This window comes from Kitasatospora sp. NPDC058048 (assembly GCF_042885555.1).
GTDB lineage: Bacteria > Actinomycetota > Actinomycetes > Streptomycetales > Streptomycetaceae > Kitasatospora > Kitasatospora lactacystinica.
In genome coordinates this window covers 18,191-42,114 of the sequence record NZ_JBHVRT010000049.1, presented here as the reverse complement: position 1 = coordinate 42,114, position 23,924 = coordinate 18,191, and the positions used below count along the sequence as shown (strand labels likewise).

Here is a 23,924-nt window from a genome sequence, read left to right as displayed (position 1 = left end):
GGACGGGGGTGACACGGACGGGGGCGGGGCGAGCGGGCGCGGGGCCCCGGGGCCGACGCGGGCCCCGGGGCGGCCCGGGCCCCGGGGCGGCGCGGGCCTCAGCCCGAGCGGCGCAGCAGGGTGATCCGCGAGCGGGTCATCAGCGCCGCGAGCCCGGCCGCGAGCACCGGCAGCAGCAGCACGGTGGCGGCGATGGTGGGCCACGGGAAGACCAGGGCCGCCTTGCTGGCGATCTCCTCGGGGCTCATCCCGGGGTAGCTGCTCGCCGCGGCCTCGACCTTGCGCAGCGCCACTCCCGGCACCACGCCGCAGACCACGCCGAGCAGGGCGCCCATCGCGGCGATCACCCCGCACTGGAAGCCGGACAGCGTGCGCCGGATGCGCGGCTCGGCGCCGACCGCCGCGAGGGTGGTCAGATCGCGCTGGGAGTCGGCGGCGGCCAGTCCGGTGGCGATGCCGGCCGCGCCGAGGGCGACGATGCCGGCGAAGGCGTTCAGACCGAACTGGATCAGCCCGGCCGGGGACTCGTAGCCCCGCTCGATCTTGAGCACGTCGTGGTCGACGAGCTTGGTCAGCGCGCCGTCGGCCTTCTGCTGGGCGCTGTCCGAGGGCATGGCGCCGGGCAGCCAGACGGAGCCGGTCGGGGCGGTGGAGAAACCGAGCCGGGTCGCGGTGTCCTGGCTGACCACGGCCTGGGCCGGGGCGGGCAGCGCGGGCTCGGCGAGGACGGCGTCCACCGCGATCTCGGTGATGACGGGCTTGTTCGCGGAGCCGTTCCCACTGCCGATCACCGGACTGCTGTACCGGAGGATCACCTTGCCGGCCTTGATGTAGCGGGCGTCGAAGACCACGGCCTTGCCGGCGGCGAGGGCCTGGCCCGGGGCCGGGTCGGTGACTCCGAAGAGGTTGTGCAGCAGGGTGGCGTCCCCGGCCGTGATCTCGCTGAACGGGTTGTTGCGGCGGTGGTCCGTCTGGCAGCGCTTGTCGGTGCTCATGACGTGCTCGCTCTCGGCCAGCGAGAGGGAGTCGCCCGAGTCCATGAGCGGGCAGCGGTCCTCCTTGGGCAGCGCGACGCTGACGTAGCCGCAGTAGCTGCCCTCGGAGCAGTCGACCTTCGGCTGGACGCGCCGGACGTCGGCGCGCGGGCCGAGGTCGGGGATGCTGCGTTCGACGGCCTCGCGCATCTGCGGCAGCAGCTTGGCGTCGGACAGCCAGCCGTTGCCGAGGATGACGGCCCCGGACGGACCGGAGGCGGTGTACTCCAGCCGGTACTGCTCCTCGAAGCTGGCGATGTAGACGCTGACGGCCACGGAGCCGGCGACGGCGGCCATCACGGCGGCCACCGCGGGCGCGGTGCGGCCGCGGTGGCGCACCGAGTCGCGCAGGGCGAGCCGGGGGCCGAGCGGGAGCCAGCGGCCGAGCCGGCCGAACAGGCCGACCAGGTAGGGCACGAGGGCGACCATGCCGAGCTCGGCGAGGGCCGAGCCGCCGAGGACGGCGAAGCTGCGGTTGCCGACGCCGCTGGTGGCACCGGCCAGGGCGAGGGCCGCGCCGCCGCCGAGGGTCAGCAGTCCCGCGACGGCGAGCCTGCGGCTCGGCGGCTTGAGGGTGTCACGGCCGGTGAGCGCGGCGACGACGTCCTGCCGGGAGGCCTGGACGGCGGGCACGACGGCGGCCAGCAGGCCGGTGACGAGCCCGACCATGAGGACGCCGAGCAGGTCGAGCGGCGGCAGGGCGAAGTGGGCGAAGCGCTGGCCGGAGCGTTCCTCGGCGGCGGTGCGCAGCAGGGCGACCAGGCCGATGCCGAGGCCCAGGCCGAGCACGGCGCCGGTGATGCCGAGGACAATGCCGCCGCCGAGCACGACCGCGCGGACGTTGGCGCGCTCACCGCCGGCGGCGGCGAGCAGCCCGAGCTGCCGCCGGGAGCGCCGGGCGCCGACGGCGAAGGCGGGGCCCGCGAGGAGGACGATCTCCAGCAGGGCCATGCCGACGACGGTGGCGAGGATGACGATGTCGGTCCGGTTGAAGTAGCTGGTGCCGCCGCCGTCCTGCTTCTGATCGACGAAGTAGGGGACGTCGTCGCGGGCCGGCGGGTCGGCCAGCACGGCGCGCGAGGCCACCTGGAAGCCGTGCTCGTTGAACTCCTTGACCTTCGGCCAGTCGATCGGGGTTCCGGCCGGGAGCTTGACCAGCCAGCGGGTGGTCCCGCCGGGGTCCTCGGTCGAGGTGTCGGAGCCGCCCGACGGCTTGGGGAGGCGGTCGAGCACGGCGCCGGGGCGGGCGGTGAGTTCGGTGGCCCGCAGTTCGCCGGGGTACTCGTAGACGCCGGTGATGGTGAAGGGGCTGTTCTCCAGGCCGCGGACGGCGGTCCTGTCGCCGATCCTGAGCCCGGAGCGCTTGAGGAAGTCCCGGGTGACGACGGCCTCGGTGTCGGAGGCGGGGGCCCGGCCCTGGTGGAGGTCGATCCGGCCCCGCCAGACCGGGTCGGTCAGGTCGGCCTCGCTGACCCGGGTGCTGAGCACGCCCTCGGCGCTGCTCGCGGCGGTGTACGGGCCGGAGAGCTCGGGCACCAGGACGGCGCCGGCCGGGAGCAACTGACGGGCCAGCTCGACGGGTTCGGTGTCGAGGGAGCGCTGCTGCGCGGGGGTGTACTTGGGCGCTTCGCCGTTCTTGGCGTCGTCCTTGGGGCTCTGGACGGAGAGCCCCTTCTCGGGGTCGGGCGCCTGCTTGACGGAGGTGCCGCGTTCGACGAGGTGCACTTCGGCGACCGCCTGGCCCATGACCCGCGTCGCGTGTTCGGCGGGGGTGAGTTCGGCACTGCGGAAGACCACGTCGGCGCCGGTGACGCCGAGGACGGGCAGGGCGACCATGGCGATGACGAGGGCGCTGCGGCCCTTGGCGCGCAGGGCGTCGCGGCGGGCGATGCGCAGGGCCACCCGCCAGGCGCTGAGCTTCACTCGTCCACCTTCAGGCTGTTGGTGGCGGCGCTGACGAGCAGGCTGGCGGCGTCCTGGCTGACGGACTCGTCGACCATCCGGCCGTCGCGCAGGAAGACGACCCGGTCGGCCCAGGCGGCGTGCCGGGCCTCGTGGGTGACCATCATGGCGGCGGCGCCGGCGTCGCAGCGGGCGCGCAGGACGGCGAGGACGGCCTCGCCGGTGGTGGAGTCGAGGGCGCCGGTGGGTTCGTCGGCGAGGACCAGGCGGCGGTCGCCGATCAGGGCGCGGGCGATGGCGACGCGCTGCTGCTGGCCGCCGGACATGTCGTCGGGGAAGCGGTCGGCGAGTTCGGGGATGCCGAGCTCCTCCAGGGCGGCGACGGCCTCGCGGCGGGCGGCGCGGGTGGACAGCCCGTCGAGTTCGCGCGGCAGCGAGATGTTCTCGGCGGCGGTGAGCGCCGGTATCAGGTTGTAGTCCTGGAAGACGTAGCCGACGGAGCGGCGGCGGACCCGGGCGAGCTTCTTGCGGTCGAGCTCGCCCAGGGCGACGCCCTCGACCAGGACCCGGCCACCGCTCGGGGTGTCCAGGCCGCCGGCCAGGGTGAGCAGGGTCGACTTGCCTGAGCCGGAGGGGCCCATGACGGCGACGAACTCGCCGGGGTGGACCTTGAGGTCGACGCCGCGCAGGGCCTGGACCTCGGCGGCGCCGTGGCCGTGGACGCGGGTGACGTTCTCCAGGTGGAGCACCGGCATCTGCCGGGCCTCTTGGGTGTGGGACATGGATTCCCCCCTCGTACTGGGTGTGCGCTCGGCGTCGGGGCCGAGCATGGTGGTTCGGTTGCCGCGGGGCTCAGGCGCGCAGGCGGCGCCCGCGCTTGGCGGGCGCGGCGCCGTCGCGGGCGGCCTCGGCGGTGCGGGTCTGCAGGAGTTCGGCCTGCTGGGCGAGCCGGGTCTCGCAGTGGTCGAGCCAGCGGATCTCGGCTTCGGTCTGGAAGATGAGCTGGTCGAGGACGAGCAGCCAGGCCAGGTCGTTGCTGGCGGAGGGCGTCGCGCCGGGGCGCTTCTCCCCCGCGAGGGCGCGGCCCTTGAGCCGGGTGTAGTCCTGGAGCGCCTTGATGCTGTGCCGGCGCTGGCCCTGGACGACGGCGGAGACGTCGACCCCGGGGACGGTCACCGCCATGGCGAGCTTGATCGCCAGTTCGTCGCGCGGGGGGTTGGTCCGGGGCACCGGGGTGTCGAACCAGGTCCGCAGCTCTTCCCGGCCCGCGTCGGTGGCGGCGTAGAACTGGTGGCCCTCGCCGTCCTCCCCCGCGGGCTCGACCAGCCCGTCGCGCTCCAGCCGGGACAGCGTGGTGTAGACCTGCCCGACGTTGAGCGGCCAGGTGGCGCCGGTGCGCGCCTCGAACTCGGTGCGCAGCTGGTAGCCGTAGCGAGGGCCCTGGTCGAGCAGGGCGAGCAGACCGTGACGGATGGACATACCGAGTATGTATACCCGGTATGCCCTACCGTCTCAAGCCGCGCCCACCCGGTCGGGGGAGCGGGTACCGTCGTGCGGTGTGAGCCACTTGCGCATCGCCACCTTCAACCTCCTGCACGGCCAGCCGCTCGCCCCGGACGGCGCCCCGCGGCCCTACCCGTCCGACGCCGGCGAGCCGTTGGCCGACGCGGTGGCCGCGCTGGACGCCGACGTGCTGGCGCTCCAGGAGGTCGACCGGTACCAGTCGCGCTCCGGCGGCACCGACCAGGCCGCGGTGGCAGCCGCGGCCATGGGCGCCAAGGACTGGCGCTTCGCCGCCGCCCTGCACGGCCGCCCGGCGCCGGTCGCGGGCTGGGTGACGGAGCCGTCCGGGCCGGGCGGCCTTCGGGTGTACGGGCCGGGCGAGGTGGGCGACGGCGCCCCGCCCTCGTACGGGACGGCGCTGCTGACGCGGCTCCCGGTGCGGCACTGGCGGGCCCGGCGGTTCGCCCCGGCGCCGTTCGGACTGCCGCTGCGCGTGGCCGGGCGGCGCGGACTGACCCCGGTGCCGGACGAGCCGCGGGCGGCGCTGGCGGCCGTCCTGGAGGGCGACCGCGGGCCGTTCACCGTGGTGGCGGCGCACCTGTCCTTCGTCCCCGGCTGGAACATGGCGCAGCTGGCCGGCATCCGGCGCTGGATCGCCGACCTGCCGCAGCCGTACCTGGTGCTGGGCGACTTCAACCTGGTCGGGGCCGTGCCCCGCACGGTGCTCGGCGGGGCGACGGCGCTGGAGCGCACCGCGCCGCGGGTGCGGGTGCGCGAGCTGCGGGCGGCGCGGCGGGCCCGGCCGGCCCTGACCGAGGCGCGCCGGCGCCGGGTGCGCGAACCGCGCCCCCGCCTGCAGGGCTGGTACGACCTGGCGCGCACGCCGACCTACCCCTCGCACCGGCCCGCGGTGCAGTTCGACCACGTACTGGGGATCGGCGTGCCGCGCACGGCGGTCGGGCCGGCGGCGGCGCCGCGCGCGACGGTGTCGGACCACCGCCCGCTGCTGGTCGAGGTGTCGCTGTAGGGCGGCCCCGGACGCCTACTGGCGCGCCAGGACCCCGGCCTGCTGCGGGAGGTGGACGGTGGTGGCGGCCCGGGGCTCCCCCGGCCCGAGCGCGTGCGGGGGGTCGAACTGGAGCAGCAGCATGGCCGCGTCGTCGCCGAGCTGGCGCCCGACGTGGCGCACCACGTCCTCGTGCAGCAGCTGCAGGACGTCGGCCGGGCGGCCGGCCGCGCAGTGCGGGAAGCGTTCGGCGAGCGGGTAGAAGACGCCCGCGCGGTCACGGGCCTCGATCACCCCGTCGGTGAACAGCAGCACCCGGTCGTCGCCCTGGAGCAGCAGCCGGTGCACCGGCGGGCGGACGTCGACCGGGTCGAGGACGCCCAGCGGCGGTACGGTCTCGGCGAGTTCGAGCGGCCGGACCTCCCCGCCGCGCAGCAGCAGCGGGGCGGGATGACCGCAGTTGACGATCTCCGCGGCGCCGTCGGGCCCGACGCCGATCAGCACCAGGGTGACGAACTCCTCCTCCACGCCCGGGTGGTCGTTCTCGTGCAGGGCGCGGTCGAGGCTGACGGCCAGCCAGCCGGCCACCCGGTCCAGGGCGGCCTCCTGGTGGGCGGCCTCGCGGAAGGCCCCGAGCACGGCGGCGGCCGTCTCCACCGCGCCGAGGCCCTTGCCGCGCACGTCCCCGACCACCGCCCGCACCCCGTGCCGGGTGTTGACCACCTCGTAGAGGTCGCCGCCGATCCGGGCGTGCGCGGCGGCGGCCTCGTAGTGGACGGCCGCCCGGACGGTGCCGACCCGTTCGGGGACTGGCCGCAGCAGCACCCGGCGGGCGATCGAGGCGACCAGCTGGGCGTCGGCCAGCGCCCGTTCCTGGCGCAGCCTCAGGGTGGCGCTGACCCAGCCGATCGTGGCGACGAGCAGGATCGCGAAGACGCTGGCGGCGTGCACGGACTCGCCGAGCGTGTCGCTGCGGAAGGCCATCAGGAAGGCCGCCGCCTCGGTGCCCAGACCGATGGCGAGCGGGTACCAGGTTCGGCGGCTGACCACGGCGGCCAGCGCGGGTACGGCGGTGAGGGCCGGTTCGACCGTCACCTCGGTGCCGCTGAGGTAGTCGAGGGCGACGATCAGCACCATGCCGAGGAACGGCAGCGCCAGCGCCGTCCTCGGCCAGGTGCCGGTCGCGCGCGGAGCGGGCCCCGGTGTCGGCCCGGTGAACCGCTCTCTGATCCATCCGGTCGCACTCAACTTCGGTCTCTCCAGCAGAAGACGCCGATGCCCGAGGGCACCTGCGGTGATGACTGAGGGTCAGGGAATGCGGGCCTCGCTGGCGGCCGGAGTACGGGGGTTGACCGGTTACCGACCCCACAATAGGCGCGAAACGTGCATGACGCACAGGTTTCGGGCACTGGCATGATGACTTGGATGCTCTGCGTGACTCAATAGTCACTGTTCCCGATCAGGAGCCGTTCCAACTCTTTTCGGTCGGGAAGTCCTGCCGGACGGACGATCCGGCCACTGCGGACGTACAGGAACGACGCCGTGACCTGCTCGGGATCGACGCCCGCGTGCTCGGCCCAGGCCAGCCGGTAGACCGCGAGCTGCAACGGGTCGGCGGTCTCCTCCCGATGGGTTTTCCAGTCCACCACTTCGTAGCGTGACGCACCACCGGATTCCGACAACGCGTCGTCCTCCCGGTAGACCGCGTCGATCCGTCCCCGCACCACCCGACCCGCCAGCACCAGCTGGAACGGCACCTCCACCCGGTGGGGCTTGCGCCGGGCGTACGGGGTGCGCAGGAACGCCTCCTTGAGCCGCTCCAGGTCCTGCTCGTCCTCGATGCCGTCGTCGTCGGCGCCGGGCAGCGCACCGGGCTCGACCAGCAGCAGCGGCTCGATCCGGGACTGCACCCAGGCGTGGAAGCGGGTGCCGCGCCGGGCCGCCGGCTGCGGGGGGCGCGGCATCGGGCGGGCCAGCTCGTGCGCGAAGCCGTCCGGGTCCGCGGCCAGCCGCAGCAGCTGGGTGGCGGACAGCGCGGCGGGCAGCGGCACGTCCCGCGCGGTGCGCCGGGACCGCTCCAACTCGCCCAGCAGCGCCGTCAGATCGCGGTCCCAGGAGGCGACCTGACGCTGGTCCTCGGGGACCGTCTCCTCGGCTTCGGGGGCGGGCGCCCCCGCCACCCGGGCGCGCACCACCTCGGCGACCCGGCGGCGGGCGTGCTGGGCGGCCGGGTCCAGCGGCAGCGGCCAGGGGCGCTCGACGGGGGCGGCCAGCGCCGGGTTCTCGGCGCCCTTCTCCGGCTGCTCGGCCCAGTGCTCGACCTCGCCCGCGCCGGGCCGCTCGCAGTGCTCGCGCAGCCGCTCCAGGAAGTCGGACGGGCCGCGGACGGTCTTCTGGCTCGGCCCCCACCAGTGCCCGGAGGCCAGCAGCAGCGACCTGGGCCGGGTGAACGCCACGTAGCCCAGGCGCAGTTCCTCGACGCCGGAGTGGTCGGCCAGCTCCTTCTTGAACGCCGCCATCGACTTCCCGTTCCAGCCGCCGCGGACGTCGGGCAGAGTTTCGGCGTCGCCGCGCAGGGCGTGCGGGAGCACCCGCTTGGTGCTCGTCCAGCGTTCGCGCGGGCTCGACGAGGGGAACGCGCCCCGCACCAGACCGGGGACGGCCACCACGTCCCACTCCAGGCCCTTGGACTTGTGCGCGGTGAGCACCTTCACGGTGTCCTCGCCGCCGGGCAGGCTGCTGTCCAGGCCGCGGTCGTACTCCTGGGCGGCGCGCAGGAAGCCGAGGAAGGCGGGGAGGCCCGGGTCGCCGTCGAGGTCGGCGAAGGAGGCGGCGACGTCCAGGAAGGCGTACAGGGTCTCCCGCCGCCGGGCGGCCAGGGCCTGCGGGGAGGCGGCGAGTTCGACCTCCAGCCCGGTGACGGACAGCACCCGGTGCAGCACGTCCATCAGCGGGTCGGCGAGCGAGCGCCGCAGTTCGCGCAGCTCGACGGCGAGCCGGGCGAAGCGCACCCGGGCCTCGGCGGAGAACGGCAGCTCGTCGGGCTTCCCGTCCTCACCGGCCGAGGGGTCCAGGAAGGTCTCCACCGCGTCGGCCAGCGAGACCACCTCGGTCGGATCGGCCTCGGCGACCGCCGCGGCCAGCGCCTCGACGCCCTCCGGCCGGTCGGTGCGCACCAGGTCGGCGGCCCGGCGGCCGAGCAGCGCGAGGTCGCGCGGGCCGATCCGCCAGCGCGGGCCGATCAGCAGCCGCACCAGCGCCGCGTTGGCGGTCGGGTCCTGCAGCACCTCGCAGACCGCCACCAGGTCGGCCACCTCGGGCAGCTGCAGGAGCCCGCCCAGGCCCACCACCTCGACCGGCACCTCCCGGGCGACCAGCGCGGCGTGGATGTCCGGGAAGGCCGCGCCGCCGCGGCACAGCACGGCGATCCGGCCGGGCGCGGTGCCGGTGCGCACCAGGTGCGCGATCGAGTCGGCCAGCCAGTCGACCTCCTCGGCGTGGGTGGGCAGCAGCGCCGCCCGCACGAAGCCGTCCCGCTCGGCGCCGGGGGCCGGGCGCAGCGCCTCCACGCCCTCGTGCATCTCCCGCAGCGGGGCGGCGAGTTCGTTGGCGAAGGCGAGCAGCCGGCCGCCGCTGCGGCGGTTCTCACTGAGCGCGTAGCGGGCGGCGGGACGGCCGTCGGCCTTCGGAAAGTGCCGGGGGAACTCGTCGAGGTTGGCCACGGAGGCGCCGCGCCAGCCGTAGATCGCCTGGCAGGGGTCGCCGACGGCGGTCACCGGGTGACCGCTGCCGGTGCGGGCACCGTCGGCGGGGGCGCCGAACAGGCCCGCGAGCATCAGCCGCTGGGCGACCGAGGTGTCCTGGTACTCGTCCAGCAGCACCACCTTGAACTGGTCGCGCAGCAGCTCCCCGACCTCCGGGCGCTGCTGGGCCAGGCGGGCGGCGGCGGCGATCTGGTCGCCGAAGTCCATCAGCCCGGCGGAGCGCTTGCGGCGCCGGTAGTCCTCGACGAGGCGCAGCAGCTCCAGCCGGGCCCGGGCGGTGACCGGGACGGCCCGCAGGTCGTCGTTGGTCAGCTTGACGGTGGCGAGGGTGTCCAGCAGCCGCTCGTCGAACTCGCGCAGGGTCTGCGGCTCGACCAGGTGCTCGGCGAGTTCGCCGTCCAGCGCGGCCAGGTCGGCGACCAGGTTGGAGAAGGTACCGGTGAGGGCGGGGAACGGGCCGCGGGCGGTGCGCAGCACCTTGGCGGCGAGCTGGAAGCGGGTGGCGTCGGCGAGCAGCCGGACGTCCGGCTCGATGCCGATCCGCAGGCCGTGCTCCTTGAGCAGGCGCCCGGCGAAGGCGTGGTAGGTGGAGATCTCCGGGTCGCCGAGCGGCTCGGCGGCGGCCCGGTCGGCCGCCCTCCCCCAGTCCTCGTCCGGGGGCGCCCCCTGCCCGCCGAGACGCAGGGAGGCCCGCACGCGCTCGGAGAGCTCGCCGGCGGCCTTGTTGGTGAAGGTGAGGCCGAGCACCTCCTCGGGCCGTACGGCACCGGAGCCGACCAGCCAGACCACCCGGGCGGCCATCACCGTGGTCTTGCCGGAGCCGGCGCCGGCCACGATCACGGCCGGTTCCAGGGGGGCGCCGATGGCCGCCATCTGCTCCCGGTTGAACGGGATCCCCAGCAGCTCCTTGAGCTGGTCGGGATGGCTGAGCACGGCGGTCACCCCGCAACGGTAACCGGAGCGACGGACAAACCCCGCCCGGCCGTTCCCTGCCCGCCCCCTACTCGACGAGTTGGGTGCCGTCCCGCTGGGCGGAGCAGCTGCGGCGGAAGGCGCAGCGGTCGCAGCCCGCGCCGGTCCGCGGGACGAAGCGCTCGGCGAGGACCTTACCGGCCGCCTCGGCGAGCAGGTTCTCGATCCAGGGCTCGCCCTCCGGCGGCTCCTGCCGCTGCACCTTGGGGGCGTCCGCGGCGGCCTTGGCGGCGGGCTCGCGCAGGTGGACCAGTTCGGCGCCGCCGGTGTCCGGCGGGTGGCCGGTGAAGCCGGGCAGCTCGTTCAGGGCGCCGGCCCGGACGGCGAGCTGGTAGACGGCGAGCTGCTTGTGCTCGGGCAGCGACTTGTCGGTGGGTATCTGCTTGCCGGTCTTGAAGTCGACCACGTAGGCGCGCCCGGCCGCGTCCTTCTCCACCCGGTCCATCGAGCCGCGGATGCGCACCGCGACGCCGCCGACGTCGAGGGTGACGTCGAAGCCGTGCTCGGTGGCGACGAGGTCCCGGCCGCGCTCCAGGACGTGCCAGTTGAGGAAGCGCTCCAGGGCGGCGCGGGCCTCGGTCTTCTCCTGCTGGGACTTCCAGGGCGCGTCGAAGGCCAGCGCGTCCCAGACGGTGTCCAGCCGCTCCATGAGCACGGCGAGGTCGGCTGGGGTGCGGCCGGAGCCGACCTCGTCGGCGAGGGCGTGCACCACGTTGCCGAAGCCCTGGGCGGCCGAGCCCGCGCCGCGGGCCTTGACCTCCTTGTCCAGGAACCACTGCAGGGAGCAGCTCTCCAGCTGTTCCAGCCCGCTGCCGGACAGCCGGACCGGCACGTCGGCGCTGCGCAGCGGTTCGGGGGCGGTGGTGGGGTCGTCCAGGCCCCACCAGCGCTCGGGCTGGGCGGCGGGCACCAGCGGCAGCCCGTCCTCGTCGGTGGCGGCGGCCAGGGTGGCGAGCCGTTCGGCGGCGGCGCGGCGCAGTTCGGGCGAGCGGGCGGGGTCGACGGTGACGGCGCGCAGTTCGGCGACCAGTGCCGCGACGGACAGCGGGCGGCGCGGGCGGTGGGTGACGTCCTCGACGGTGACCGCCGGGGTGCGCCGCACCACCTTGCCGGTCCGGGGGTCGACGTCCTCGCGGTAGAGCTCGCGCAGGAAGCGGGACGGTTCGTCGCCGTCGTCGGCGGGGGCCTTGACGGCGGTGACGATCAGCCGCTCCTTGGCGCGGGTCGCGGCGACGTAGAAGAGCCGGCGCTCCTCGCCGAGCAGGGCGCCCGGGGAGAGCGGTTCGGCGAGGCCGTCGCGGCCGATCCGGTCGGCCTCCAGCAGGGAGCCGCGGCGGCGCAGGTCGGGCCAGAGGCCGTCCTGGACGCCGGCCACCACGACCAGGCGCCACTCCAGGCCCTTGGAGCGGTGGGCCGTCATCAGGCGCACCGCCTCGGGGCGCACCGCCCGGACGGTGAGGGTGTCGGCGGCGATGTCCTGGGCTTCGAGCTCGGCGAGCAGGTCCAGGGCGCTGCGGTGGCCGGTGACCTGCTCCTCGGCCCGGGCGGCGGTCTCGAACAGGGCGCACAGCGCGTCCAGGTCGCGGTCGGCGTTGCGGCCGGCCGCGCCGCCGCGCAGGGCGGCCCGTTCCAGCCGCTCGCGCCAGCGCCGGCTGCCGTCCCACAGCTCCCAGAGCGCCTCCTCGGCGGTGCAGCCGCCGGCCAGCTGTTCGCGGACCTTGCGCAGCAGGGTGCCGAGGTCGCGGGCGCGGCGGGCGTGCGCGGGGTCGAGGGCGACGAGGCGCTCGGGTTCGGCGAGGGCCTCGCGGATCAGTTCGGCGGCCGGGCGCGGGACGGCGGCGGCGCGGCCGTCGGCGCGCAGCGCGGCGCGTTCCTCCTCGCGCAGGGCGCGGCCGAGCCGGCGCAGGTCGGAGCCGTCGAGGCCGCCGAGCGGGCCGGTGAGCAGGGCGTGCGCCACGTCGGTGGTGAGCGGGTCGGGGGCGTCCGGGTCGCCCTGCCTGTCCCGGGCGGCCTGCTCGGCGCAGGCCCGCAGGGCGAGCAGCAGCTGGGCGACGGCCGGCTCCTCGCGCAGCGGCAGGTCGTCGCCGTCGATCTCCAGCGGGACGCCGGCCGCGCCGAGCGCCCGCCGCACGCCGGGGATGGAGCGGGCGCCGGCCCGGACGAGCACGGCCATCTCGCCCCAGGGCACGCCGTCCTCCAGGTGGGCGCGGCGCAGCAGGTCGGCGATCGAGTCCAGCTCGGCGCCGGGGGTCGGGTAGGTGTAGACCTCGACCCTGCCGCCCTCGCGGGAGGGCAGCAGGGCGCGGTGCTGGGCGAGCTTGTCGGCGGGCAGCCGGCCCATCGGCATCCGGCGGGCGACTTCCCGGGAGGCGGCGAGCAGCACGGCGCCGGAGCGGCGGGAGACCCGCAGCACCTTGACCTCGGCGGGGCTGCCGTCGGCCTGCCGGAAGGCCTGCGGGAAGTCGAGGATGCCGTTGATGTCGGCGCCGCGGAAGGCGTAGATCGACTGGTCCGGGTCGCCGACCGCGACGAGGTCGCGCCCACCGCCGGCCAGCTGGCGCAGCAGCCGGACCTGGGAGGGGTCGGTGTCCTGGTACTCGTCGACGAAGACGACCTCGTAGCGCCGCCGCAGCTGCTCGCCGACCTCGGGGCGCTCGGCGAGCAGCACGGCGCGGTGGACGAGTTCGGCGTAGTCGAGGACGCCGCGCAGGTCGAGGACGTCGAGGTAGTCGGCCAGGAAGTGCGCGGCGGCGGCCCAGTCGGGGCGCTGGACGCCCTGCGCGAAGCGTTCCAGTTCGGCTTCGCCGAGTCCGAGTTCGCGGCTGCGGGCGAGGACGGCGCGGACCTCGTCGGCGAAGCCGCGGGTGGTCAGGCAGGCCCGCAGGTCCAGTGGCCACTCGATGCGGGTGCTGCCGTGCTTGGCGTCCTCGGCGCCGCCGGCCAGCAGCTCGCGGACCATGACGTCCTGCTCGGGGCCGGAGAGCAGCCGCAGCGGCTCGGCGTAGTCCGCCGGGTCCTGGTGGGCGCGCAGCAGGGCGTAGCAGAAGGAGTGGAAGGTGGTGGCCTGCGGGGCGGCGGCCGCGCCGCCGAGCCGGCCGGACATCCGGTCGCGCAGTTCGGTGGCGGCCTTGCGGCTGAAGGTGAGGACGAGGATCCGCTCGGGGTCGGTGCCGTCCTCGATCCGCCGGGCGACCGCCTCGACCAGGGTGGTGGTCTTGCCCGTGCCCGGTCCGGCCAGCACCAGCAGCGGCCCGCCGGTGTGCTCGACCACGGCGCGCTGGTAGGCGTCCAGCACGGGTGGGTCGGGCTGGACGAGCGGGCTGCGCACGAGCCGGTAGGGGGAGCTCACGAACTGGTCCTGGGGGTCGAACGGTGGGGCACGGCGGAGGCGGACCCGTCGGGCCCGCCCGTACCGAGCCTACGATCCTGCCCCGTCATTCCCGTCCGCGCGGCGGTTTCGGCACAATGCGACCCGGCCGCGGTCTACGCCGGCGAGCCGTCCCAGCGGGCCCGCCCGAGGTCGACCCGGGGCGGGTCGGCGAGTTCGCGCAGCGGGGTGCCCTCGTCGCCGTAGTGGGCGAGGGCGCGCTGCTCGTGCCCGGGCAGCAGGCGGCCGTCCGCGCGGATCACCCGCCACCAGGGCACCGAGCCGCCGTACAGTGCCATCACCCGGCCGACCTGCCGGGGGCCGCCCTGGCCGAGGTATTCGGCGACGTCGCCGTAGGTCATCACCCTGCCGGGTGGAATCCGCTCGGTCAGGTCGAGCACCAGTTCGGCGAACGGCGGCAGGGCGTCCGGAAGACCGTCGTGTGTTGCGTCCGTCACCTGCGGCATTCTTCCTTACAGGGGCGCGTCCGTGGCCCGGTGCGTACGATCCGCCGCGCCCGATCCGCCCCCTGTCCCGCACGGGACGCCGGGGCATGCCACCATCTTCCGGGGCGGTGAGTGGTGATACGAGGACAAGACCAGATGACCGGGACGGCTGACGTGGGCGTGGACAAGGACTCCGACGAGTCCGCCTCCGCCGTGCCGTCGACGCCCGGGAACGAGAGCGAAGGCCGGCCCGAACCGGGCCCGACGCCGGAAGTCTCCCTGATCAAGGACCGAACGATCAAGACCCCCGCACCCGCGAAGGCCCCCGAACAGCCCGGCCCCCCCGCGGCCGAGACCACCTCGGCCCCGGAACCGGCGCTCCCGGCGCCGGCGGCCGGCGGCCCGAAAGCCCCCGCCGTCCCCGCCGTCCCGCCCGAGGACACCGAGCCGCCGGACCACGCCCTCCTGGACCACGACCCGCTGGACGAGGCCCCGCACCTGGACGTCGACGAGCCGCTGCTCGCCGCCCGCGCGCACCGCCCGTCCGACCTGATCCGCTTCCTGGCCGGCGTCCTCGGGATAGTCGCCGTCTTCGTGCTGGCCGGCATCGCCACCGGGACCACCAGCGGCATCGAGCAGGACATCGCCTCCAACGCGCCGCACTTCTCCGCGGTGTTCTCCACCATCACCGGCCTGCTCTCCAGCGTCGCGGTGCTCGCCGTGCCGCTGGCCTTCGCCGTCGAACGGCTGATCAAACGCGACGGCCTGCGGGTCGCCGACGGCGTGCTCGCCTCGGTGCTGGCGTACGGCGTCTCGCTCGGCATCGACTGGTGGGTGGCCGAGGGCGCCTCCGAACACACCCGGGACGCGCTGACCCGGCTGCCGCTGGACAGCAACGGCACCCTCACCGACCCGGTGCACGGCTACCTCGCCCCGGTGATCGCCTACATGACCGCCGTCGGCATGTCGAGCAGACCCCGCTGGCGGGTCGCCCTGTGGGTGGTGGTGGTCTTCAGCGGGGTCACCGAGCTGCTCGGCGGCTACACCACCCCGCTGTCGCTGATGCTCACCGTGCTGATCGGCTGGTCCGTCGCCTACGGCACGCTGTACGCGATCGGCTCCCCCAACATCCGGCCCACCGGCCAGCACCTGATGATCGGCCTGCGCAAGGTCGGCTTCACCCCGGCCGGCGCCGTGCGCGCCCCCGACGCCCCCGGCGGCACCCGCCGCTACCACGTCACCCAGCAGGGCGGGCCCCCGCTGGACGTGCACATCATCGACCGCGAGCAGCAGGCCTCCGGCTTCTTCTACCGGGCCTGGCGGCGGCTGCGGCTGCGCTCGGTCGCGGTGCGCCGCAGCCCCCAGTCGCTGCGCCAGGCGCTGGAGCAGGAGGCCCTGATCGCGTACGCGGCGGCCGCCTCGGGCGCCCGCGCGCCGCAGCTGGTCGCCACCTCCGAGCTCGGCCCGGACGCCGCGATCCTGGTGTACGAGAACGTCGAGGGCCGCACCCTGGACGAGCTGGCCGACGAGGAGGTCACCGACCCGGTGATGGCCTCGGTCTGGCAGTCGGTGGCCGCCCTGCACGAGCGCCGGATCGCCCACCGCCGGCTCACCGGCGAGTCGCTGCTGGTGGTGGACGAGCGCACCGGCTGCCTGGTCAACCTCTCCGGCGGCGACATCGCCGCCACCGACCTGACGCTGCGCATCGACGTCGCCCAGCTGCTCACCACCTTCGCGCTGCGGATCGGCCCGGAGCGCGCCGTCGCCACCGCCAACGCGGTGCTCGGCGCCGAGCGGGTCGCCCAGGCGCTGCCGCTGCTCCAGCCGGTCGGGATGAGCCGCTCCACCCGGGTCGACCTCGCCAAGCTCACCAAGGAGCGCAAGACCGCCGCCCGGGCCAGGGCGCTGGAGCAGGTCGCGGCCGGCGAGCGCACCCAGCAGCAGGCCGAGGAGGACATCGCGGTGGCCGGCGAGGACCTGCTGAGCCGCATCCGCGGCCAGATCCTCCAGATCGCCCCCGAGGCCCCGATGGCCCCGGTCAAGCTGGAACGGCTGAAGCCGAAGAGCCTGATCATGGTGATCGCGCTGACCTTCGCCGCCTACCTGGCCCTGACCACCATCAAGCCGGCCCAGCTGAAGCTCTCCCAGATGAACTGGGCCTGGGCCGCGGCCGCCCTGCTCGCCGCCGCCTTCAGCTACGTCGCCGCCGCGATGAGCCTGACCGGCTTCGTCCCCGAGCGGCTGCCGTTCCGGCGCACCGTCGCCGCCCAGCTGGCCGGCTCCTTCGTCAAGCTGGTCGCCCCCGCCGCGATCGGCGGCATCGCGCTCAACACCCGGTACCTGCAGAGGGCCGGCATCCGCTCCGGCCAGGCGGTGGCCTCGGTCGGCGCCTCCCAACTGGCGGGCCTGGCCGGGCATCTGCTGCTGCTGTTCAGCTTCGGCCTGATCACCGGCAGCCAGACCAACGGCGACCTCTCCGCCTCCCGAGCGGTGATCATCGGCGTGCTGAGCGCCGCCGTGCTCGCCCTGGTGGTGGCCGCCGTCGCGCCGCTGCGCCGGTTCGTGCTGGGCCGGCTGCGCTCGCTGTTCTTCGGCGTGGTGCCGCGGATGCTCGACCTGATGCAGACGCCCAGCAAGCTGGTCACCGGCTTCGGCGGCATCCTGCTGCTGACCCTCTCCTTCACCGCCTGCCTGGACTTCTCGGTGCAGGCCTTCGGCGGCGACGTCAGCTTCTCGGCCGTCGCGGTGGTCTTCCTGACCGCCAATGCGGCCGGCTCGGCGATCCCCACCCCCGGCGGCATCGGCCCGGTCGAGGTCGCCCTGATCGGCGCCCTGACCGTCGCCGACGTCTCCCCCACGATCGCCACCCCGGCGGTCTTCCTCTACCGCGCGCTCACCTTCTGGCTGCCGGTGCTGCCGGGCTGGATCGCCTACAACGTGCTCCAGCGCAAGAAGGCGCTCTGAGCCGCCCCGGGCACCGCTGACCTCCCCCGCACCGGAGCACGGAAAAGGGCCCGCCGGACGGCGGGCCCTTCCACGGTGGGGGCGTCGGTCAGTAGACCGGCTTGTGCGGCTCGATCTGGTTCACCCAGCCGAGCACGCCGCCGCCCAGGTGCACGGCGTTGCCGAAGCCGGCGGCCTTCACCACGGCCAGCACCTCGGCCGAGCGCACGCCCGACTTGCAGTGCAGCACGATCTTCCGGTCCTGCGGCAGCTTCTCCAGCGCGTCGCCCATCAGGAACTCGTTCTTCGGGATCAGCACCGCGCCGGGGATGTTGACGATCTCGTACTCGCCGGGCTCGCGGACGTCGATGAGGTAGATGTCCTCCTTGTCGTCCTGCCACTGCTTGAGCTGCTGCGAGGTGACGGTCGAACCGGCGGCGGCGGCCTGCGCCTCCTCCGACACGACGCCGCAGAAGGCCTCGTAGTCGATCAGCTCGGTGACCGTCGGGTTCTCGCCGCAGACGGCGCAGTTCGGGTCCTTGCGGACCTTCACCTGGCGGTAGTTCATCTCCAGGGCGTCGTAGATCACCAGCCGGCCGACCAGCGGGTCGCCGATGCCGGCGAGCAGCTTGATCGCCTCGTTGACCTGGATCGAGCCGATGGACGCGCACAGCACGCCGAGCACGCCGCCCTCGGCGCAGGAGGGGACCATGCCCGCCGGCGGGGCCTCCGGGTAGAGGCAGCGGTAGCAGGGGCCGTGCTCGGCCCAGAACACGCTGGCCTGGCCGTCGAAGCGGTAGATCGAGCCCCACACGTACGGCTTGCCGAGCAGCACCGCGGCGTCGTTCACCAGGTAGCGGGTGGCGAAGTTGTCGGTGCCGTCCACGATCAGGTCGTAGCCGGAGAAGATCTCCATGACGTTGGAGTTGTCGAGGCGCTCCTCGTGCAGCACCACGTCGACGTACGGGTTGATCTCCTTGACCGAGTCGCGGGCCGACTCCGCCTTGGACCGGCCGACGTCCGACTGACCGTGGATCACCTGGCGCTGCAGGTTCGACTCGTCGACCACGTCGAACTCGACGATGCCCAGCGTGCCGACACCGGCGGCGGCCAGGTACAGCAGGGCCGGCGAGCCGAGGCCGCCGGCGCCGACGCACAGCACCTTGGCGTTCTTCAGCCGCTTCTGCCCCGCCATGCCCACGTCCGGGATGATCAGGTGGCGGGAGTACCGGCGGACCTCGTCAACGGTGAGCTCGGCGGCCGGCTCGACCAGGGGTGGCAACGACACGGGGACTCCGATGGGTCTTGTTCGGGTGGCCAGGGCCAACCGCGCTGCGGGTTGCTGCTCCGCCACTCGGGTGGCTGTCTAGGCCAACAGTGTCACGCCCCCTCGCTATTCCGAGACAGCCCGTCCGATGGGCGAGACGGGCGACACCGGATCGTGGAACCGGCGACGGGGCCCCGGAAAAGCGCCCCGAGCCCGTGGTTGACGGGCCCGGGGCACCGCGCGGCACGCTCACACCCGGCAGGCCGTCTCCAGCCACACGTCGCCCAGCGACTCCTCCAGCGGCACCTGCGTCCGCCATCCGAGACGGTCCCGGGCGGTGCGCACGTCCGCCTGCCGCCACGGCACCGGCTCGCCCGGCACCGCCCGGCCCTCCGGGCGGTGCCCCTCCGGCCGGTGCCCCGGCAGGTGGTGGCCGGGCAGGTGGTCGCCGCCCGCCCCGGCGGCCTGCGCGGGCAGCAGGACCTGCCGGTTCTCCTCGACGATCTGCCCCTCGAAGCCCGAGGCCCGCACCAGCAGCTGGGCCGCGTCCCGGGCCCGCACGGCGTGCCCGCTGCCGATGTTGATCACCCCGGTGGCGGCCGACACCGCGGCCGCCCGGACGGCCCGCGCGACGTCCCGCACATCCACGAAATCCCGGTATCCGGACAGGTCCGGCATCCGCACCTGGTGCTCGTCCCGCTCCAGCGCCCGCCGCAGGCCCTCGGCCAGCCGCCCGAACAGCGAGGCGGTCGGCGCCCCCGGGCCCACCACGTCGAACACCCGCAGCACCGCCGCGTCCAGCCCGGAGGCCAGCACCAGCTCCGTCCCGGCCAGCTTGGACACCCCGTACGGGCCGACCGGCCGCGGCTCGGCCTGCTCGGACACCGGCACCCCGCCGGGCACCGGCCCGTACTCGGCGGCCGAGCCGACGTGCACCAGCCGGGCCGGCTCCCGGCTGCGCCGGATGGCCTCGCAGACGGTCGCGACGGCCAGCGTGTTCGACCGGATCAGGGTGCGCGAGCTGCCGTAGGTGGCGCCCGCGCAGTTGATCACCACCTGCGGCGCGACCGCGTCCAGGAACCGGGCCAGCGCGCCCGGGCTCCCCGTGGTCAGGTCGAAGCGGATGTCGGCCGAGTCGCGCCGGCCGAGCACCGTCACCTGCAACTCCTGGTCCATCAGCAGACGATCGGTGACCCGGCGGCCGATGAAGCCGTCGGCGCCCAGCAGCAGCACCCTCATCGGGGGTGTCCTTCCACGAAGCCAGTTCGGGACGACCTGGCGGACTGAGTTCAACGAACGGGACGAGATCGGGGATCACGCGGCGGATCCCCGCGGTGGATCGACGGAGCGGGTGGACGGCGTCGGCGGACGGCGCTCAGCGGTGCGAACCGGCCCGGCCGAGCACCGCCCAGGCGTACGCCAGCAGCACCGCCGCGACGGTGCCGCCGCCGAGCAGCCAGGACTCCGGGGCGGAGCGCCCCAGGGCGAGCGGCCCGAGCACCGCGGCGGCCCCGGCCGACGCCCCCGCCGCGGCGGCGGCCGGCCGGCCGCACCGCGCCAGCAGCACCGGCAGCACCAGCAGCAGGCCCAGCACGCCCTGCGCCGCCCACTGGGCGGGGCCGGCCCGCTCGACCGCCAGGTGCAGCGGCCCGCCGCCGTGGCCCGGCCCGGGGCGCGGCGCGACAACGGCCAGCACGGCCAGCGCGGCGAAGCTCAGCACCCCGAGCACCGCCAGGTGCAGGGCCAGCGCGACCGGGAGCACCGGCCGCATCCGGGCCCGGAACTCGGCCAGGGTCCGCGCCGTGCCCAGGTGGCCGCGGCCGACCTGCCGGTACCAGCGGGCCGTCCGCTCGGCCGCCCCGGCCGAGACCGCCGCCGCCAGCACCAGCGCGACGGCCTGCGGACGGTCCCCGCCCGGTACGGCCGAGGGGAGCAGCAGCAGCGCGGCCAGGCCCAGCCCGTGGCCCAGCGCCGCCGGGCGCAGCCGGGAGCCCGGGAGCGGCCGGGGCGCCGGTGCCCCGGCCGGCCCCGGCCCCATGGCGTCCGGCGGGCGGACGGGTCCGGCGCACGGCGGGCCGGGATCGGCCGGGGACGGAGCGGTCAGCGCGGGCAGCAGCACCAGCGGGACGGCGGCGGACAGCAGCACCGGCCAGCGCGGCCCGAGCGCGGCCACCCCCGCGCAGGGCAGCGCGGCCAGCGCGGCGGCGGTCAGCGCGGCCCGGGCGGCGGCTCCGCCCGACCGCCGCTCCACCGGCCGGGGCGCCGGCGGGCGGCGGGGCACCCGGGCGTACAGCTCCTCGGCCAGCGAGAAGAGGTCGGCGTGCCGGCAGCGGGCGGCGGTGTCCGGGCCGAGCCCGGCCTCCTCCAGCCCGGCGGCGATCTCCAGCGGGTCGACGGCGCGCTCGCACAGCCCGCGGTGCTCCGCCATCACCTCGCGCACCGGGTCCGCGCCACCGCCGAGCAGGGTGCCGCCCGGCATCAGCGGGCCTCCGCGAGTTCGGCACGCCGCCCGGCCGGCTCCCGCACCCCGTCCGGGTTCGCGTTCCCCTCCTCCGGGGTGCCGCCCCCGCGCGGGCCGTCGGCCAGCCAGTACTCGGCTGGACGGGCGAACGGGCGCGGCGCGGGCCCGCCCTCCCCGCCGCCCCCGCCACCGGGGAAGGCCGGGTACTGCGAGACCAGCTCCAGGTAGATCTCCCGGAACGCGCCGATCACCGGCTCCACGGCGAAGCGTTCCTGCGCCCGCAGCCGCCCGGCCAGCCCGAGCCGGCCCCGCCGCTCCTCGTCGCGCAGCAGCGCCAGGCACGCGCCGGCCAGGGCGCGCGGATCGCGGGCGGGCACCAGCAGCCCGGTCGGCCCGACCACCTCGCGGGCCACCCCGACATCGGTGGAGACCACCGCCCGGCCGCTGAGCATCGCGTCCGCGAGCAGCCGGGGGCTGCGCTGGGAGAGCCCCGAGAAGACCGTCACCGTGCCCGACTCCCAGGCCCCGGCGAGGGAGCCGGGTCGCCCGGCGAAGTCCACCGCCGGGGCCACTCCCAGCCGTTCGGCCACCGCCGCGCAGTGCGCCCGGTAGCCGGGCGCCGCCTCCTCGCCGTACACCACCAGCCGGGCGCCGGGCAGTTCGGCGCGGACCCGGGCGAGGGCGTGCAGCGCGAGTTCGAGGTCCCGGCCCGGCTCCAGCGCGCCCGCCCACACCAGGGTCGGCGCCGCGGGCTCCGGCCCGGCGGCCGGGCGGTCCACCGCCGGCGTGCCCTCGTACACGACCCGGGTGCGCGCCGGGTCGGCCCCGCAGCGGCGCTGCCACTGCTGGTCGTGGGCACTGCCGGGGGTGAGTATCGCGGCCTGCCGGTAGGTCTCCCCGGTGAGCGCCCGGAAGAAGGACAGCAGCAGGGCGCGGACCGGCCACCGGTACGGCGCCTCGCGGTAGCCGAGGTACTGCTCGCGCAGGTGCAGGCCGTGCTCGGTGACCACGAACGGCACCCCGTGCAGGTGCCGGGCCACCAGGGCGGGCAGCGCGGCCGGACCGCCGCCGACCACGTGGCACAGGTCGGCCGCGCCGAGGCCGCCGGGGCCGGTGCCGTACCAGGGCGCGGACAGCGGGCGCAGGCACTGTTCCAGCAGGTCCGCCGCGACCAGCACGTCGCACACCAGCGGCTGCCCGGCCGAGGTGTCCGCGCCGGGCAGCCGCCAGGTCCGCTCCAGCAGCCGGCGGGCGTGCGCGGAGGCCAGGAAGGCGGGCAGCCCGCCGTCCTCCCGGGCGAGCGCCGCCAGCCGGTACAGCCCGGGGCCGAAGCCGGCTCTCTCCGCGGGCAGCACCAGGGCCCGCACCAGTTGTTCGTACGCCCCGGCGTACCGGCGTCTGCGCACCGCGCCGGGCGCGCGGCCGCCCGGCCGGCGCCCCCACAGCGCCAGCTCGTGCGGGCCGCGCAGGACGGCCGGCAGCCGCTCCGCGGTGTCCGGGGCCCGCCGGACCGGCCCCGGCCGCGGACCGGTCAGCAGGTACAGCTCGAACCCGTGCTCCGGCAGGCCCTCGGCCAGCCGCTCGCACCAGCCCCCGGCACCACGCCGGGAATGCGGACGGACACCCTCGGTGAGCAGGGCAACGCGCACGGGAGACCTCCAGGGCAGAGCGGATTCGCTGGGCGGGATCACGGACGGATCGACGGATGTCCGGGCGGCCCGGGCGGTCGCCCGGGGCGCCCCCGCACGACGGCGGGAACGGTCGGGGAAGGGAGGTCCGGTCGGCCCGGGTCGGCGCCGCGGTGCCTCCGTGCGGCCCGCCGGCGGCCCGGTCGCGGCCGCGCCGCGTTCCGTTCCCCCGGGCTCCCGCCCGCTTCGGCGGTCGGGCCCGGCCCGCCGGAACCCCTCGGCCGCGGTCGCCCTCCGGTTCCTCCGGCGGCCGCGACTCCCCCACACCTGTTCGGTCCGACAGCAGAAAGGTAGGACCGGCCCTGGCCGATCCATCGGTCACATGCCTGCCTGCCACCTGATCGAGTGAACCGCCGTGACCTCGACCCGGTCCGGGCCGTTACCGGGCGGTATGCGCGGCCGCCCGCGCGGCCCCGCCCGGGCGCGCGATCGGCCCGCCGCGGCGCGCGCCCCACCCGCGCCGTGCGCTCGGCCGGTGACGTGCGCTCGGCCCGTGGTGTGCGCTCAGCCGGTGGTGTGCGCGATCAGCTCCCGTACCGCCCGGGCGACCTCGTCGGGGTGCTCCATCATCGCCACGTGCCCGGATTCCGGCAGCACCAGCAGCCGGGCGTCCGTGAAGGCCGCGCAGGCGCGGCGGGCCGAGCGGTAGGAGACCAGCTTGTCGCGCAGCCCGTACACCAGCAGCACCGGCGCCCCGACCCGCTCGGCCTGCCGCCACAGCGCCTGGTCGCCGCGCTCGGTGTACGCCGAGACGATGCCGCGGGCCGAGCCGACCAGTGCCTGCATCGCGTGCGGCACCTCCAGCCGGCGCCGGTACTCGGCCACCGCCTGGGCCCGGGTCTCCGGGCTCAGGCTCTCCGGAGCGCCGTAGACCAGCCGCAGCAGGTCCTCGGTGGCCGCCTCCGCGTCGCGCCCGCCCGCGGACAGCCGGCGCAGCACCGCCGGCACGCCGGGCACCGCGAGCAGACCGGTCGGCCAGGCGGAGCGCTGCGGGGGCAGCTCGGGCAGCGCCGGGGAGACCAGGGTGAGGCTGCGCACCAGATCCGGGCGCACGGCCGCCAGCCGGACGGCGACCGCGCCGCCCAGCGAGTTGCCGAACAGGTGGACCGGGCCGCGGCCGGAGGCCTCCAGGTAGCCGATCACCGCGCGGACGTGGCCGGAGACGGTGAGGTTGCCGTCGGTGGGCGGGTGGGAGCGGCCGAAGCCGGGCAGGTCCACGGCCTCGCCGTCGACGTGCCCGGAGAGCCGGCCCATCAGGGCCTCCCAGTTGGCGGCCGAGCCGCCGAGGCCGTGCACGAAGAGCCCGGGCTCGCGCCCGTCGGCGACGCCGTCGGCGGCGGGCCGGTGCACCGCGAGCACCGCGCCGGGGACCTCGACCGTACGTACCTGCTGCTCAGCGCTGCTCATGGTGGACGATGGTAGTGAGCCCCGCCCCGGAAGCGCCGGGGTGGTCGGGCCGTGGGCCGCCTCCGTCCCACCACTGCCGAGGCCGAGGTCAGCGCCGTATTGTGGGCTCCTGACAACCAGGCCGATCGTCTTTTCTCGCCTTCGCCGAACGCGGGCGCGGTTAC

At 75.7% G+C, this 23,924-nt stretch carries 14 protein-coding genes; 2 read left to right on the top strand and 12 right to left on the bottom strand.

Going from position 1 to position 23,924, the window contains the following annotated elements:
* Window positions 1-98: 98 nt before the first annotated feature.
* The 3 genes from ACFVVA_RS36045 to ACFVVA_RS36035 form a co-directional block, all read right to left on the bottom strand.
* The gene (locus ACFVVA_RS36045) at window positions 99-2,957 is read right to left on the bottom strand and encodes an FtsX-like permease family protein (protein ID WP_387694925.1); all 2,859 of its coding nucleotides are present in this window, start codon (window positions 2,955-2,957) and stop codon (window positions 99-101) included.
* Window positions 2,954-3,718, bottom strand: coding sequence for an ABC transporter ATP-binding protein (locus ACFVVA_RS36040; protein WP_387694924.1), 765 nt, complete (start codon window positions 3,716-3,718; stop codon window positions 2,954-2,956). The genes ACFVVA_RS36045 and ACFVVA_RS36040 overlap by 4 nt, the downstream gene beginning before the upstream one ends.
* A gap of 70 nt (window positions 3,719-3,788) precedes the next feature.
* Window positions 3,789-4,415, bottom strand: coding sequence for a PadR family transcriptional regulator (locus ACFVVA_RS36035; RefSeq protein WP_387694923.1), 627 nt, complete (start codon window positions 4,413-4,415; stop codon window positions 3,789-3,791).
* Window positions 4,416-4,494: 79 nt separating this feature from the next.
* Here ACFVVA_RS36035 and ACFVVA_RS36030 point away from each other — a divergent pair, with 79 nt between their 5' ends.
* Window positions 4,495-5,466, top strand: a complete 972-nt coding sequence (locus ACFVVA_RS36030) for an endonuclease/exonuclease/phosphatase family protein (protein ID WP_387694922.1) — start codon at window positions 4,495-4,497, stop codon at window positions 5,464-5,466.
* A 15-nt stretch (window positions 5,467-5,481) separates the two neighbouring features.
* Here the strand turns inward: ACFVVA_RS36030 and ACFVVA_RS36025 are convergent, their stop codons facing one another.
* From ACFVVA_RS36025 to ACFVVA_RS36010, 4 genes are all read right to left on the bottom strand, one after another.
* Window positions 5,482-6,693, bottom strand: coding sequence for a PP2C family protein-serine/threonine phosphatase (locus ACFVVA_RS36025; RefSeq protein WP_387694921.1), 1,212 nt, complete (start codon window positions 6,691-6,693; stop codon window positions 5,482-5,484).
* 191 nt (window positions 6,694-6,884) lie between these two features.
* The gene (locus ACFVVA_RS36020; protein WP_387694920.1) at window positions 6,885-10,151 is read right to left on the bottom strand and encodes a UvrD-helicase domain-containing protein; all 3,267 of its coding nucleotides are present in this window, start codon (window positions 10,149-10,151) and stop codon (window positions 6,885-6,887) included.
* A gap of 58 nt (window positions 10,152-10,209) precedes the next feature.
* A complete protein-coding gene (locus ACFVVA_RS36015; RefSeq protein ID WP_387694919.1) occupies window positions 10,210-13,530 on the bottom strand; it encodes an ATP-dependent helicase in 3,321 nt (1,106 codons plus the stop codon).
* A gap of 134 nt (window positions 13,531-13,664) precedes the next feature.
* A complete protein-coding gene (locus ACFVVA_RS36010; RefSeq protein WP_387694918.1) occupies window positions 13,665-14,015 on the bottom strand; it encodes an MGMT family protein in 351 nt (116 codons plus the stop codon).
* Between the two features lie 135 nt (window positions 14,016-14,150).
* Between ACFVVA_RS36010 and ACFVVA_RS36005 the strand changes: the two genes are divergently transcribed.
* On the top strand, window positions 14,151-16,958 hold the full coding sequence (locus tag ACFVVA_RS36005) for a flippase-like domain-containing protein (RefSeq protein WP_387694917.1): 2,808 nt from the start codon (window positions 14,151-14,153) through the stop codon (window positions 16,956-16,958).
* Window positions 16,959-17,046: 88 nt separating this feature from the next.
* On the opposite strand, the gene moeZ is transcribed toward ACFVVA_RS36005, so the two are convergent.
* The 5 genes from moeZ to ACFVVA_RS35980 form a co-directional block, all read right to left on the bottom strand.
* Entirely contained in the window at window positions 17,047-18,225 is a 1,179-nt protein-coding gene (moeZ, locus tag ACFVVA_RS36000) for an adenylyltransferase/sulfurtransferase MoeZ (RefSeq protein WP_387694916.1), read from the bottom strand.
* Between the two features lie 228 nt (window positions 18,226-18,453).
* Window positions 18,454-19,443, bottom strand: a complete 990-nt coding sequence (locus ACFVVA_RS35995) for an NAD-dependent epimerase/dehydratase family protein (RefSeq protein ID WP_380539953.1) — start codon at window positions 19,441-19,443, stop codon at window positions 18,454-18,456.
* 136 nt (window positions 19,444-19,579) lie between these two features.
* The gene (locus ACFVVA_RS35990; protein ID WP_387694915.1) at window positions 19,580-20,683 is read right to left on the bottom strand and encodes a hypothetical protein; all 1,104 of its coding nucleotides are present in this window, start codon (window positions 20,681-20,683) and stop codon (window positions 19,580-19,582) included.
* Window positions 20,683-22,314, bottom strand: a complete 1,632-nt coding sequence (locus ACFVVA_RS35985; protein WP_387694914.1) for a DUF3492 domain-containing protein — start codon at window positions 22,312-22,314, stop codon at window positions 20,683-20,685. The genes ACFVVA_RS35990 and ACFVVA_RS35985 overlap by 1 nt, the downstream gene beginning before the upstream one ends.
* A 543-nt stretch (window positions 22,315-22,857) precedes the next feature.
* Window positions 22,858-23,760, bottom strand: a complete 903-nt coding sequence (locus ACFVVA_RS35980; protein WP_380539945.1) for an alpha/beta fold hydrolase — start codon at window positions 23,758-23,760, stop codon at window positions 22,858-22,860.
* Window positions 23,761-23,924 lie beyond the last annotated feature (164 nt).